This window comes from Achromobacter sp. 1014246743 (genome assembly GCF_059760725.1).
In genome coordinates this window covers 1-13,567 of the sequence record NZ_JCBANA010000011.1, presented here as the reverse complement: position 1 = coordinate 13,567, position 13,567 = coordinate 1, and the positions used below count along the sequence as shown (strand labels likewise).

The 13,567-nt window shown below is 67.2% G+C and carries 15 protein-coding genes; 5 read left to right on the top strand and 10 right to left on the bottom strand.

Annotation, left to right across the window (positions count from 1 at the left end; translation table 11 throughout):
• Positions 1–83: 83 nt before the first annotated feature.
• The gene (locus tag AC6LJ2_RS06825) at positions 84–1,028 is read right to left on the bottom strand and encodes a 3-hydroxyacyl-CoA dehydrogenase family protein (protein WP_498151064.1); all 945 of its coding nucleotides are present in this window, start codon (positions 1,026–1,028) and stop codon (positions 84–86) included.
• A 146-nt stretch (positions 1,029–1,174) separates the two neighbouring features.
• On the opposite strand from AC6LJ2_RS06825, the gene AC6LJ2_RS06820 reads away from it, so the two are divergent.
• Together AC6LJ2_RS06820 and AC6LJ2_RS06815 are read left to right on the top strand one after the other, a co-directional pair.
• A complete protein-coding gene (locus AC6LJ2_RS06820) occupies positions 1,175–2,068 on the top strand; it encodes a LysR family transcriptional regulator (protein WP_263914240.1) in 894 nt (297 codons plus the stop codon).
• Between the two features lie 98 nt (positions 2,069–2,166).
• Positions 2,167–2,817 carry a DsbA family oxidoreductase gene (locus tag AC6LJ2_RS06815; protein WP_498151063.1) on the top strand — a complete coding sequence of 217 codons (651 nt, stop codon included), beginning with the start codon at positions 2,167–2,169 and terminating at the stop codon, positions 2,815–2,817.
• An 88-nt stretch (positions 2,818–2,905) separates the two neighbouring features.
• Here the strand turns inward: AC6LJ2_RS06815 and AC6LJ2_RS06810 are convergent, their stop codons facing one another.
• Both AC6LJ2_RS06810 and AC6LJ2_RS06805 read right to left on the bottom strand, forming a co-directional pair.
• Positions 2,906–4,180: a hypothetical protein gene (locus AC6LJ2_RS06810; RefSeq protein WP_498151062.1), complete on the bottom strand. Its 1,275-nt coding sequence runs from the start codon at positions 4,178–4,180 to the stop codon at positions 2,906–2,908.
• A gap of 21 nt (positions 4,181–4,201) precedes the next feature.
• Complete coding sequence (locus AC6LJ2_RS06805) at positions 4,202–5,194, bottom strand: Bug family tripartite tricarboxylate transporter substrate binding protein (RefSeq protein WP_498151061.1); 993 nt, start codon at positions 5,192–5,194, stop codon at positions 4,202–4,204.
• A 142-nt stretch (positions 5,195–5,336) separates the two neighbouring features.
• Between AC6LJ2_RS06805 and AC6LJ2_RS06800 the strand changes: the two genes are divergently transcribed.
• The 3 genes from AC6LJ2_RS06800 (at position 5,337) to AC6LJ2_RS06790 (ending at position 8,433) form a co-directional block, all read left to right on the top strand.
• On the top strand, positions 5,337–6,242 hold the full coding sequence (locus AC6LJ2_RS06800; RefSeq protein WP_263914235.1) for a LysR substrate-binding domain-containing protein: 906 nt from the start codon (positions 5,337–5,339) through the stop codon (positions 6,240–6,242).
• 102 nt (positions 6,243–6,344) lie between these two features.
• On the top strand, positions 6,345–7,820 hold the full coding sequence (locus AC6LJ2_RS06795; RefSeq protein ID WP_498151060.1) for a glutamate-cysteine ligase family protein: 1,476 nt from the start codon (positions 6,345–6,347) through the stop codon (positions 7,818–7,820).
• 169 nt (positions 7,821–7,989) lie between these two features.
• Complete coding sequence (locus tag AC6LJ2_RS06790; RefSeq protein WP_263914234.1) at positions 7,990–8,433, top strand: type III secretion system chaperone; 444 nt, start codon at positions 7,990–7,992, stop codon at positions 8,431–8,433.
• 31 nt (positions 8,434–8,464) lie between these two features.
• Here AC6LJ2_RS06790 and AC6LJ2_RS06785 read toward each other — a convergent pair whose 3' ends face one another.
• The 7 genes from AC6LJ2_RS06785 to AC6LJ2_RS06755 all read right to left on the bottom strand — a co-directional run.
• The gene (locus tag AC6LJ2_RS06785; protein WP_025137564.1) at positions 8,465–8,731 is read right to left on the bottom strand and encodes an EscF/YscF/HrpA family type III secretion system needle major subunit; all 267 of its coding nucleotides are present in this window, start codon (positions 8,729–8,731) and stop codon (positions 8,465–8,467) included.
• A gap of 10 nt (positions 8,732–8,741) precedes the next feature.
• Positions 8,742–9,011 (bottom strand): hypothetical protein, encoded by a 270-nt coding sequence (locus AC6LJ2_RS06780; RefSeq protein ID WP_445658152.1) that lies wholly within the window; start codon positions 9,009–9,011, stop codon positions 8,742–8,744.
• Positions 9,012–9,028: 17 nt separating this feature from the next.
• Positions 9,029–10,396: a type III secretion system inner membrane ring subunit SctD gene (gene sctD / locus AC6LJ2_RS06775; RefSeq protein WP_445658153.1), complete on the bottom strand. Its 1,368-nt coding sequence runs from the start codon at positions 10,394–10,396 to the stop codon at positions 9,029–9,031.
• Between the two features lie 25 nt (positions 10,397–10,421).
• Entirely contained in the window at positions 10,422–12,515 is a 2,094-nt protein-coding gene (sctV, locus tag AC6LJ2_RS06770) for a type III secretion system export apparatus subunit SctV (RefSeq protein ID WP_025137561.1), read from the bottom strand.
• 8 nt (positions 12,516–12,523) lie between these two features.
• On the bottom strand, positions 12,524–12,883 hold the full coding sequence (gene sctY / locus AC6LJ2_RS06765; RefSeq protein WP_498151059.1) for a type III secretion apparatus assembly chaperone SctY: 360 nt from the start codon (positions 12,881–12,883) through the stop codon (positions 12,524–12,526).
• 8 nt (positions 12,884–12,891) lie between these two features.
• Positions 12,892–13,299, bottom strand: coding sequence for a type III secretion apparatus assembly protein SctX (gene sctX, locus AC6LJ2_RS06760; protein ID WP_263914231.1), 408 nt, complete (start codon positions 13,297–13,299; stop codon positions 12,892–12,894).
• A 20-nt stretch (positions 13,300–13,319) separates the two neighbouring features.
• A partial coding sequence (locus AC6LJ2_RS06755) for a type III secretion system chaperone family protein (protein WP_498151058.1) occupies positions 13,320–13,567 on the bottom strand: 248 nt, incomplete at its 5' end.

Genomic DNA, 13,567 nt, shown 5'->3' with positions numbered 1-13,567 from the left:
CAAATCTCCCCTTGGTCCTTGCCAGGAATCTGCATTGCAGATTTGAATGATTGGTTTCTTGTTTTGGGTGCCGGGCTTGCGTGCTATCGGGGGCTCGTGGCGGCCTCTTCGTCCGACAGAATTCGTGCGGCCTTCAGGAGTGCCGTCTCATATCGCTTTTGTTCAAGCGCCACCTGCTCGGGCGTCCATTGATAGAAGCCGCGTAGCGTGGGCGATTTGACGCCGATATCGCCGTTGGCGACCAGTTCGCGCATGTAGGCGCTGGGTTGCTGGTCTGTGCGCAGATACGGATACATCGTCGTGGCGGCCGCGCAATGGATGTCGATGCCGGCCAGGTCTTTTTGCAGCAGCGGGCCGGCCGCGATGTAGCGGAACCCGAACCCATAGCGCACGGCGGCGTCCACGTCTTGCGCCGAGGCGAAACCTTCTTCGACCAGGGCGATCGCCTCGCGCATCAAGGCATGCTGAATGCGATTGGCGAGAAAGCCAGGAATATCGCGCTTGACCCGGATCGGCTTTTTGCCGACGGCTCTCATGATGGCGCTGACGTGATCGGCGGTCGACTCCAGCGACACCGCGCTGCAGACCACCTCTACCGCCGGCACCAGATGAGCCGGCATGAAAAAGTGCAGCCCAAGCATTCGATGCTGCGTCGCCAAGCCCTTTGCGATCTGGCTTATCGGAAAGCTCGATGAATTGCTGGTCAAAGGAATGGATGCCGGACACAGTGCTTCGAGTTCGGCAAACAGCGCCTGCTTGAGGGCGAGGTTCTCGAATATGCACTCGATGACGATCTCGACGCCGGCCCAGTCGACATCGGCCAACGCGCCATGAATGGCAAGCGAAGATCGGTGTCCGTCCGCGCCCAGTGCCTGGGCGGCCGCGCCTACCCTGTCAAGCACGCCAAGCCGCGCCGAGGCTTCCGATTCGACCACGTCGACGCGCCACCCCGCCACATTGAACATGGCGGCGACCGCGCATCCCATGGTTCCGCCGCCCACTACCACTACCTTGTTGATGCTGCTCATCTTTTTTCCCGGTTAGAGGCCTGGTCAAGTGCCGCATCACAATTTACTCAGGTGGTTGCGATTGGTAAAATTCAAATAAACGAATAGAGTTTTCAAAAATATCAATAGCTCGTCTATTGCTGCATCGAAGAAAAAGGGGAGCGGTAATGCTGGGCGATCTGAAGCAGTTGCGTGCCTTCCTTGCGATCGCTCGTCTGGGGAACTTCACCCGGGCTGCGTACGAGCTGAACATCTCTCAGTCAGCGCTGACCATCCAGATTCAGCAACTCGAAACCCATCTGCGCACGCAACTGTTCGATCGCAATCGCAGAAGCGTGACGCTGACACCGCAAGGCCAGGAGCTGTTCCCCCGAATCGAACGCCTGGTCGGTGAAATCGAAGACCTGGTCACCCATGCCCGAGAGGCAAACGATCCGGACCGCGGTACGGTGACCGTGGCGGCCTTGCCGTCGGTGGCGGCGGGCCTGTTGCCCCGCGCCATCCATCGCTTGAATCGAGACTATCCGCGCATCACGGTCCGCATCCGGGACACCGTGGCCGCTCGCCTGACCTACATGATCCGAAACGGAGAGGTGGATCTGGGCGTGGGCAGTCCGGTCAAACGCGACCAGGAGCTGGTCTGGGAAAAATTGATGACCGACCGTTTTTACGCCTTCGTCGCGCCGGACTTCCCGTGGACGAAACGCGGTTCGGTGACGCTGAAGGACCTGGCCGGCCCGCCGCTCATCCTGCCCGTCAGGGAAAGCAGTATCCGCATGCACATCGAGGCCGCGGCCGACAAGAACAAGATCTCGCTGCCCGCGGCCTACGAGGCGGTCTATAACTCGACCATCATGGCGATGGCGGCCCAGGGCCTCGGGGTGGCCGTTCTTTCCGAACTGGTCGTGCGGGGAGGTGACACGAGCCGGTTGCGGCGCATTTCGATCGAGAATCCTTCGCTGTCTCGATTCATCGGTATCTTGCGGCGGTCGGGGCGCTCGTTGTCCCGGCCGGCCGAGCTGTTCATCGATGCCCTGCGGGAAGTCGCCAGCGCGGATTGAGGGTCAGCCTCGACGGGGAATCCTTGCCGCATTCAGGGCTTTTGTGCGCCACCGTGCCGCTTTGGTCTACGCTGGACGCCTGATCTCCGGAGATTTCCATGTCCAAAGTCACTATCGATTTCGTGTCCGACGTTGCCTGCCCCTGGTGTGCGGTGGGCCTGGGCGGCCTGCTGGCCGCGATGGAGCGGGTGAAAGGCGAGGCCGACGTCGAGCTGCGGTTCCGGCCGTTCGAGTTGAATCCCGACATGCCCAAGGGCGGGCAGAACACCATCGAGCGCCTGATGGCCAAGTATGGCTACGATCGCGAGCAGGTGCAGGCCAACCGCAAGGTCATTACCGAGCGTGCGGCGACGGTCGGCATGCGCATGCGCATGGCCGAGGACAACCGCTCGTTCAATACCTTCGACGCCCATCGCCTGCTGCACTGGGCTGGATTGCAGGGCCAGGCCAGCCAGACGGCGCTGAAGAAGCGCCTGCTGGAAACCTATCACTACGACAACCAGGACACGGCGGAAGCCGACGTGCTGGCGCGCGCGGCCGCGGATGCGGGGCTGGACGAAACCGAGGCCCGCGAGGTGCTGGCCTCGGGCCGCTATGCCGACGAGGTGCGCAAGGAAGAGGCCGAATGGCGCGACCGCGGCATCACCTCGGTGCCGTCGGTGATCCTGAACGGCAAGTACCTGGTGTCGGGCGGACAGCCGGCGGACGTGTTCGAGCAGGCGTTGCGGCAAGTGGCGCAAGAGGGCTGACCTCGGGGCGGTCCGGCCCGGGTCCTGCGTGCGCGTTACGCATCACCTGTCGAAGAGAAGCGGGGCCGCCCAGAGCGGCCCTGTTCTTTTATCCCTTCACGATCGGCCCGACGTCCAGCACGTACATCTGGCGTTCGCCTTCGTGCACCGAGTCGATGCAGACTTGCGTGCCGTCACGGCTCCAGCGCGGGTGCAGGTCGCAGCGGTTTTCCTTGGACAGCGTGGGGTCGGCGTAGAAGCTGCCCAGGTCGTGGCGCCGGCCCGTCTGCATGTCGTACAGGAACAGGATGCGTTCGTGCGTGACGGGGTCGGGATAGGTGTCGCTGAGCAGCCAGCGGGTGTCGACGGGCGAGAAGGTCATGTGGCCGTTCTCGGTCAGTACGCCATCGCCCACCACCTGCACTGCGCCGCCGGGGGCGTCTTCATAGAGGTGGTAGTGGATGCTGCCGTCGTGCGGACCCCAGACAATGATCGAGCGGTCGTCACGCCAGAGCGGATGCGAGATCTGGTATTCGGACTTTTCGTAGTCGAAGGTGCCGACGGCGTTGGGGTCGAAGTCGTCGGCCAGTTGCGGCAGCGGGTGGTCGGAACATTCCAGCAGGCGCATGTCGCTGCCGTCCGGGTTCATGGTGATGAGCCGGTGCAGGAAGCAGGTTTCGTCCTTGACGCGTTCGGTCCAGCGGTGCAGGAACAGGATGCGGGTGGACGACGGGTTGACCTCGATGTGGCTGACCCAATGGATGGCGCGTTGCATCGAGGTGCGCGGGTGAAAGGCGGCCAGGTCCGCGTAGCTGACCAGCAGGCGGTGTTCGCCGCTGTTCAGGTCCAGCGTGTGGATGCCGTCGTCGGCGGGCGCATTGGCAACGGGGCCGGGCGCATGTTCGCTGTAGCCGATGGTCTGATGGGTGATGTACAGGCGCCGGTAGTCCACGCACAGCGCGTAGCGGCTGCTGGGCGCGGCGACGTAGATGGGCAGCGGCAGATAGCGGGTTTCACCGGTGATGACGTTGTGCACCGCCGAGCGGAAACCGGGATAGAAGCCGCTGTCGTCGTCGCGGCGGCAGTTGTAGATCAGTTGCGGTTCGGCCTTGCCGTCCAGCCATTGCAGCTGGCAGCCCATCTGCCAGTTCCACGCCGTGGTGGCGCCGACGGGGTGGTAGCGCTCGCCATCCTGCAGGTCGAAGTAGCCGACCTCGGCGCGCAGCGCGGGCGTCAGCACGGCGTCCTTGACCGGCGTGCGGTTGGCCAGCAGATAGCGGCCGCCGCGGTGCCAGACGGTCTTGTTGTAGTAGCCGAAGAAGTGGTGGCCCGGCGGGGCCCCCAGGCGGCGGCAGGGGATGTCGGATTGCGTCATGCGAATCATCAATCGTAAAGAGGGAAAGGATCAGCCTGCGCTGATGTGCTCGGTTTCGATGACCTTGTTCCAGCGGGCGCGCTCGCGTTCGACGAATTCGCGCGCTTCGGTGGGGCTGTTGCCCACGGGCGTCATGCCCAGGCGTTCGAGACCGGCCCGAAACGCGGGGTCGGCGTAGACGCGGCGCAGGTCGGCGCTGATCTTCTGGATCAGGGCGTCGGGCACGTCCTTGCTGGCGGCCAGCGTGGTCCACGAGGTGACCGTCAGGCCGGGCAGGCCGGCCTCGGCGGCGGTGGGCACGTTGGGCAGGGCGGGCGAACGGGTGGCGCCGGTGATGGCCAGGGCACGAAGCTTGCCGGTCTGGATGTAGCCGATGGTGGTGGGCACGTTCTCGAACAGCAGCTGGATCTGGCCGCCGAGCAGGTCGTTGGTGGCCGCCGAGCTGCCGCGGTACGGAATGTGCACGATCGGCGCCTGGGCCGCCATCTTGTACAGTTCGCCTACCATATGCACCGACGAGCCCACGCCGGCCGAGCCGAAGTGGACGGTGTCCGGATTGGCGCGGGCCAGGGCGGTCAGTTCGCCCAGGGTGTTGGCCGACAGTTCCGGGTTGGCGACCACCACGTGCGGCATTTCGGCGACGATGGTGATCAGTTTCAGGTCGTCGGCGGGGCGGTAGTTCAGGGTCTTGTAGACGCCGTAGGTGGCGTGCAGGCCGATGGAGCCGAGCAACAGGGTGTAGCCGTCGGGCCCGGAGTCGGCCACGTATTTGCCGCCGATGTGGCCACCGGCGCCGGGGCGGTTTTCCACCACGACGGATTGGCCGTAGAGTTTGCCCAGGTGTTCGGCCAGCAGGCGCCCCTGGATATCCGAGCTGCCGCCGGCGGTGAAGGGCACGATGATCCGTAACGGACGGTCCGGATAATTGGCTTGGGCTTGGGCGGCAAACGGCAGGGCGGAGCCGGCCAGGGTCAGGCAAAGGGCTTGCAGGACGCGGCGGCGCCAGGGACGGCATGCATTCATGGTGTTTCCCTACAGCGGTTGGATTTCAAGGGCGGTGCTGGAGCACGGCACCTTGGGAGCCACGAGTGTAGGAGTCGCCAAGTATTTGAAAAAATTCTTTTTTAGGCATAGGCTATGCAGATTTGCCATACCCTGTGAGCCCATGAGCCGACCGCTGAATTTCCGTCAGATCGAAGCCTTCCACGCGGTAATGCTGACCGGCACCACGACCGGCGCCGCGCAGATGCTGCGCACCACGCAACCGTCGATCAGCCGGCTGCTGTCGCAGGCGCAGCAGGCCAGCGGCCTGAAGCTGTTCGATATGGAGCGCGGCCGGCTGCGGCCCACGCGCGAGGCGAAGGACCTGTTCGATACCGTCAAGCGGCATTTCGTCGGCCTGGAACGCATCGAAGACCGCGTGGCCGCCATGCGCCGCAGCGGCAGCGGCGTGCTGCGGCTGGCGTGCACGCCAGCGCTGGGCCTGGGCATGCTGCCGGGCGCGGTCGAGGAATTCGCTCAGCGCTACCCCGACGTGCACATCAACATGCAGACCGTGGGCAGCCAGTATCTGCGTGAAGGGCTGCTGCACGGCACCTACGACGTGGTGGTGACGACGGTGCCGCTGGAAGGCGCGCACCTGTCCTTGACCAGCCTGCATGAAAGCGCGGCGGTGTGCGTGATGCGGCCGGACCATCCGCTGGCCGAACTGGCGTCCATCGGCATTGCCGACCTGAACGAGCGCCGGCTGCTGGTGCTGAACGCCGACGATGACGTCTACCTGCAATTGCGGGGCGCGATGCTGGCGCACCAGGTGCAGCCGGTGTCCGAGATCGAAACCACGTATTCGTCGACGATCTGCGCGCTGGCCGCGGCGGGCACGGGGCTGGGCATCGTCAACCCGTACATCGCGGACGTGTTCTCGCAGCAGCTGGCGATACGGCCTTTCAAACCCAGGTTGCCGGTGCGGGTGTGCATGGCGTATCCGGCGCAGACGGCGCCGTCGGTGGTGACGGAAGCGTTCGTCGGTATCCTGACGCGGCGCTTCCAGGGCGTGGCGGAATTTGCCTGACGCCCTGTCGCAGGGAACGCGGGGCGGCATGGCGGTTACCAAGCAGGGGGCGGGCGCGGTTCGCGCCCGGCGCGCACGGCGCACAAGAACAAGGAGACGGCAGTGACGGTGGCGGGGCAGACGCTGGGGCTGGAAATGGAGATGGCGGTGGCGCACCGCGCGACCGGCGCGAGCCACCCCGTGGCCGGCTATTTCGATGCGCTGGCCGCCATCAAGGCAGCGCGTGGCGAGGCGCCGGAGCGGGTGTGCATCGGCACGCGGGCGGTGGGGGTATCGGTCGCGGCTGGCGAAAGCGGCTTGGACAACGGCTTCAATCTGCTCGAGACCGCGTTTGCGCCGGTGTCCGATGCCGAAGGCGGCCTGAACGAGCTGGCGCGGCGCGTATCGCGCGAGCTGCACGACGCCAGCACGGCGCTGGCCGCCGAAGACGCGATGGTGCTGAACGCCTCCGAGCATCCGCAATGCACGCTGGACCCGTCCTGGTATGCCTCGGTGCACGTGCCGCGGCCGATCTACCGCGAACTGGTGGGCCACCGTGAATGGCTGCACCGCGTGGGCATCGACGCGAAGGCGCAGAACAGCCCGTGCACGTCGGTGCAGGTGTCGCAGGCGGCGCGCGCGTTGAACGTGGTGCTGGCGCTGGCGCCGGCCGGCATCGCGATCTTCGCGAACAGCCCGCTGGAAGGCGGCCGCGTCACCGGCCTGAAGGAAAACCGGCTGACGGTCTGGGACCGCATGTTCCGCCATGCACGCTATGCGGGCGACCATTACCTGCAACGCTTGCCCGAACGGCCGTTCGTGGACCTGGGCGATTATTTCCGCTGGATGTTCGCGCCGGGCACCGCCAGCCGCTACCTGCCGCTGGCGATGGACGACGGCTACAAGTCGGCCACGGGCGTGCGCCTGGCGGGTTCGCCGTCGCTGTCCGAATTCCTGGCGTCGGGCGGTTGGCCGGGCCGGCGCACGGATACCGGCGAGGCCGTGACGATTGCGCCCGAAGGCGGCCATTTCGAATATTCGCAGTTTGCGCATTTCCTTGACGCGCGCTGGCGCTATCGCCTGGCCGAGCCGCCCTCGCTGGAGGCGCTGCGCGCGGCCTGGCGGCGGCCCGGCGGCATTGAAGAACTCTACGCAGGCCTGGGGGCCAGCGGCTACATCGAAGGCCGTGGCCCGGGGGCGGGTTTTGCCGACGCGCAGTTGATCGATGAGGCCGGCCCGGCCATTGCCGCGACGCTGGTGATGGCGCCGTCGGCCTTGCAACTGGGCCTGATGCGCAATCTGGCGCAGGCTGAAGACCTGTTGCGATCGTGGGGCTGGCTGCGGCTGCGCGCCATGCGCGCCGACGCGATGCGCGATGCCCTGGACGACGATGCCGTGCGGGCCTTGGCTGGCGAGGTGTTGGCGGTGGCAGAAGGCGGCCTGGCGCCGGACGAACGGCACTGGCTGGCGTATGCGCGCTACGCGATCGAGTCGCGCAGCACGGGCGCGGACCGTCTGCTGCGGCTCTGGCGCAGCCTGGAAGGGGATGCGCAGCGCCTGGCCAAGGTCGGCCGGCAACGCGCGGCCGTGCCGCTCTGAACGGCGGTGTGGATATCGGGCCGGGGCGCGGTGGCCACGAGCGCGGCCCGGCCCGTCGGTTACGTTGCGGGGCTTGGGCGGGGTGGGCAACGAATGCCATAATGCCGGCTCGTTCATCTCCCGCATGCCGGGCCGCCCAGGCGGTGCCCGGCCTTGCAGAACCTCAATCGTGTCAGATCCCCATTTCGCCCGGATACTCTCCGAACTCGGCATTGCGCTGGGCATTCCCGCCTTGGCGCCGGCCGATGGCGGCCTGTGTCAGTTGGCGTTCGACGGGCGCCACCTGGTGCAGTTGATGCTGCACGGGGCGCGCGGGCAAGTGCTGCTGTCGTGCGCGGTGGCGGGGGGCAAGATGGATGGCGCCCAGGCGCTGCACGCGGCGCAAAGCAATTTCCTGCAGGCCGGCGGCGGCGTGGTGGCCTGCGCGGCCCCCGATGGACGCCTGCATCTGCAACTGGGCGTGCCGCGCGAACAGTGCGGCGCGCCGGCGTTGCTGGCCGCCATCGACGCGCTGCTGGGCCAGGTCGAGGCCTGGGAAAAACGCAGCGCGCGCGCCGAACCCGACGTCAACGCGCTGCGGCGCGATCCCGCCTTCATGATGCGGTCGGTCTAGCCGGCCGCCCCACACCCTGGATGCCAGGGCCTTAGCTGGCCTTCTGGATCACGCCCTTGAGCGAATCCGCGATCTGCTTGGTGATCGTGCTCTGGATTTCGATCAGCATGGTCCATTGCTGGACCTGCTGCTGCATCTTCAGCATGTCCGCCTGCGACACGCTGCCGTCGGCGTTGGTGCGCATGTTCGACAGCGTCGTCTGCAGATTGCTTTCCTGCGAGCGGATGCTGTCGTAGATGGTGTTGTTCACGCTGTTGAAATTCAGGCCGGACGAGCCGGTCAAACCGTTCAGTGCCATGGTGCGTCTCCTAGCGGGTCAAGGGAGAGAAGGCCGGCGCCGCCGGGGCGTCGGCCTGGGGGTCAAGCGCAATCTCTGCCAGCACCTCGCGCGCGGCGGCGGCCGCTTGCGCGACGGCCTGGCATTGCTGGAACGCCACCGGCACCAGGCCGGAATCGAGTCGCGTGCGCGCGGATTGTTCCAGCGTGGCAAGCTGCTGCATCAGGCTGGCGCGCAGGTCTGCGCCACCGGGGGCGGCCAGGCGTTGTTCCAGTTCGGTGAGGGCGGTCGAGGCGTTCATGCGGGCGAGGGGGGGTGTCAACGGGTGACGATGGCCGAGCGGGGGCCTTCGAAGATGATGCGGGTGTTCTCCACGGAGATCAGGCGGTACTTGCGGTAGACGCCGCCCACCAGGAGCTTACTGCCATCTTCCAGCACCACAAAGGGCTGGGGGCCGCCCACTACGCTGCGGATCACGAACGGCACGCTGTCGGCGGCCGGTGCGGCGCTGGCGGCGGCCAGCCTGGCCACGCCCAGGTAATGCTTGTTGAAGTCGTCCACCAGTTCCTGCAACCGCGATTGCTGGTCGTCGTCCAGCGCGCCGGGCGCGATTTCCAGGTGATCGGGTTTCCAGGCCAATGTCACGCCCGACAGGCCGGCGTCGACCAGTTGACTGGACAGCGTGTCGCTCAGTTGCTGCGTCAGCGCGATGTCGTTGCCCAGCACCGTCATGCCGGGCAGTTGCGCCCGCAGCGCATCCAGGGCGGAGGCGCGTTCGCGGGCGCTGCTGGCGATGCCGGCGATGTTCAGGCGGCCATCGCCTTCGTAGCGCGGCTCGTAGCGCACGTTGAAGGCGCGCAGCGCGCCGCGGGCCGTGCGCACGACCTCGTCTTCGTTGCTGACGCGCATGGCCGGCATTGGCCAGATCTGCGACAAGGCCGACGCCACCGCGTCCTGTTCGGCGGCGTTGCGCACCCAGCCCGAGACCGTCACCGTGCCGTCGCGCGACATCGACACGTGCAGCCGCGAGGCCAGGCCCATGCGGTCGAACACGGCGGAAATCTGGCCCACCGATTTTTCCGCGGCGGCCAGGCGCGGGTCGACCTGCGGCGCGCGGGTGGCGGTGGACGTGGGCATCAGCGCCAGGCCGATGGCCACGAGTATGGTCAGCACCACGGCAGCCAGGCCCAGCACCATGGGCCACGAATCGCGTTTGCGGCGCCGCCCTTGCGTGGGCGGCAGGGGCAGGCGCTGTTCCAGTTGGCGATCTTCGTCGTTGGGGGCGGCCGACGGGGATGGCGTGGCGTCGGTGGCCGACACCGCGGCGGCGGCCAGGCCCGCCGCCGGTTCCGCTGCCGGCGCCACGGCATCGTTGGCGGCGTCCGGCACGTTGGCCCAGGGGTCGCCGCGTCGCGCCACGGTGATCCACACCGGACCCAGCGGTACCGGGCGATTGAAGGGCGTGCCGGGCGGGGCATCGGCTTGCGCGCCGGCCTGGCCGTCGTCCACCGCCAGGTCCCAGCCGCCCGCGCCGATGCGCACGCGTGCGGCGCGCGGGCCCATGCCGTCGTCGGCCAGCACGATGTCGCAGGCCGGGTCGGCGCCCAGCACCGAGCCGTCTTCGACCAGGCAGCGGGCGTCGCGGTGCAGCCCGGACAGGACCCGCAGTTCCAGCGCTTCGCTCATGTCGGGGCTCCGGTTGCGCGCAGGGTCACAGGTCCACCCGGGCCAGCGGCTGCACGTTGATTTCCTGCGTCAGTTCCTGGTAGGACAGCACCGGCAGCTCGTACAGGTCCTGCTCGATCATCTTGCGCAGGTAGCGGCGAATGTCCATCGACGTCAGCAGCACGGGTTTCTGCGCCGCGGCCGTCAGATCGCCGGTGGCGCGCTTGATGTTGTCGACCAGCTTCTTCGAAGCACCCGGGTCCAGGGCCAGGTAGCTGCCGGCCGAGGTCTGGCGGATGGCGCCGCGCACGGTTTCTTCGACGTTCGGCGCCAGCAGGTAGGCGGGCAAAATGTTCTGGCCGCTGGAATATTTGTAGCTGATGTGGCGCTTGAGCGAGACCCGCACGTATTCGGTCAGCAGCACCGAATCCTTTTCCTTCTGGCCCCATTCGATCAGCGCTTCCAGCACGGCGCGCAGGTTGCGCACCGAGATGTCTTCGGACACCAGCCGCTGCAGGATCTCGGCGATCTTCTGCACTGGCATCACGCGCAGCGCCTCCTTGACCAGGTCGGGGAAGCGGTCTTCCATCGCGGTCAGCAGGAAGCGGGTTTCCTGGATGCCGATGAAGTCCGACGAATACTTCTTCAGCACGAAGGCCAGGTGCCAGGTCAGCACCTGGTGCGGGTCCAGGAACGGAATGCCGGCCGCGGACAAGGTGGGCGCCAGCGCGGCGTCGACCCAAAGAGTGGGGATGTTGGGCAGGAAGCGCTTGTCGGTGTCGTACGGCACTTGCAGCGCCTGCAGGTTCTGCTCGGTGTCGCGCACCAGCACCGCGCCGGGCCGCAGCTTGCCTTGCGACACCGGCACTTCGGACAGGAGGATGTTGTAGGTGTCCGGCGCCAGCGCGTCGTTGAAGCGCAGCTGGATGCCGGGGAACGGTACGCCCAGGTCGAAATACAGCGCGCGGCGGATCTTGAGCAGTTCGTCGTTCAGCTCGTCGGCATTGAAGCTGCGTTGCAGCGCGGCGGCCACGTCGATCATCAGCGGCAGGGTCGGCGCGAATTCGGCGCTGCCATCGGCCCGCGGCTTGGCCTGGGGCTTCTGGCCGTCGGCGGCCAGGGCGGGGATTTCGGTGATCTCGCCGGTCTTTTCGTCCACCACCTTGCGGGTGCCCCGTAGCAGCACGAAGCCGATGGTGCCCACCACGGCGGCCAGCGCCAGGAAGGTCAGGGTGGGCATGCCGGGGATCAGGCCCATGCCGACGGCGATGGCGGCGGCGATCAGCAGCGCGCGCGGCTGCGCCAGCACCTGCGCGCCGATGTCCTTGCCGACGTTGGAGGGGCCGTCGCCGGTCTGCACGCGGGTCACGATGATGCCGGCGCAGATGGCGATGAACAGCGCCGGGATCTGCGCGATCAGGCCGTCGCCGATGGTCAGGATGGAATACACCTGCACCGCTTCGCCGGCGGTCAGGCCGCGCTGCATGGTGCCGATCAGAATGCCGCCCAGCAGGTTGACCGCTACGATGATCAGCCCGGCGATGGCGTCGCCCTTGACGAACTTCATCGCGCCGTCCATGGCGCCGTACAGCTGGCTTTCCTTTTCCACCACCGAGCGGCGCTTGCGGGCCTCGTCCATGTCGATGGTGCCGGCGCGCAGGTCGGCGTCGATCGACATCTGCTTGCCCGGCATGGCGTCCAGCGAGAAGCGCGCCGCCACTTCGGCCACCCGCTCGGCGCCCTTGGTGATGACGACGAACTGCACGATGGTGAGGATGAGGAACACCACCAGGCCCACGATCAGGTTGCCGCCCACCACGAAGTTGCCGAAGGTCTCGATGATGTGGCCGGCATCGCCCTGCAGCAGGATCAGGCGGGTGGTGGCGATGGAGATGCCCAGCCGGAACAGCGTGGTGACCAGCAGCACCGACGGAAACGACGAGAACGCCAGCGGGGACGGCAGGTACATGGCCACCATCAGCAGGATCGCCGACAGCGTCATGTTGGCGCCGATCAGCACGTCGACCAGGGTGGTGGGCAACGGCAGGATCATCATGAAGATGATCGAGACGATCAAGATCGCCAGGACGATATCGTTGCGGCTGGTGGCGACGGCGACGGCGCGGTTCAGGGCTTGCATGGGGCGGCTCAAAGCGTTTCCGTCTCGGTGGTCGCGGGCGCCGGGGCGGGGCGCAGGGCAACATAGGCGCGCATGGCCGCGGCGGCCTCGTCGCGGCGCGCCAGGGCCAGCAGGGCCTGGGCGCGAATCAGGTGGAACGGCGCATCGACGCCGCCTTGCATGGCCAGCAGGTCCAGCGTCGACAGCGCCGCGTCGGCCTTGCCGGCGCGCAGTTGCGCCAGCGCCAGGGTGGCAAGCTGGCGCGCGTCGGCCAGCCCCAGGGTCTGCAAGGCACGCAGCACGACGGCGGTCTTCTCGGGCCGGTTGTTCTCCAGGTACACGTACGCCAGCAGGCTGAGCAGTTCGCGGGCTTCGGGCGTCAGGGGCATGGCGGTGTTCATCCCTGGTACAACGCGCTGCGGTACATGGCCACCAGGTCGCGCAGGCCGGCTTCGTCCTTCAGCAGCCGCACGGCGCGGTTCAACGCGCGGGCGTCTTCCGGGCTGCTGCCCTGTGCCTGTTCGGCCGCCGTGGCCAGCCCGTCCAGCGCCGCCTGCAACGCCTGGCCGAACTTGCCGGGCAGCAGCAGGTCGCGGTTGGCCAGCGGCGGGCGCAACTGGCTGTCCAGGTAGCGATCGGTGCCGGGGGTGTCCAGCAGTTGGGCCAGTTGCGCCTTGACGCCGTCGGTGGGCGGCGCCAGTTCCTGGCGATCGGGCAGATGCTGGCCGGTGGCTTCGCGGCTGGTGTAGGAAATGCCGTCCAGCCCCCGGTCGAAGGCGTAGCCGTTGATGCGCATGTCGGACATGGTGTGGGTCTCCGTCCTGGTCAGTCGGCGCGCGCGTCGTCAAGCCAACGCGACAGCGCCTGGACCGCCTGCTTGAGCGCCGGGGCGCTGGCCTGGGCGGCCGGCAACCGTGTGACGGCCAGCAGGCGCGGCAAGCCGTCCTGTTCGCGCAGCGCGGCCTGTACGGCATAACCTTCCAGGCGCGAATGGTGGGCCCGCTTCCAGGCTTGCAGCAGGCGTTGCGGTGCGTCGTAGGGCACCGGTTCGGACACGTACACCAGCACCTCGT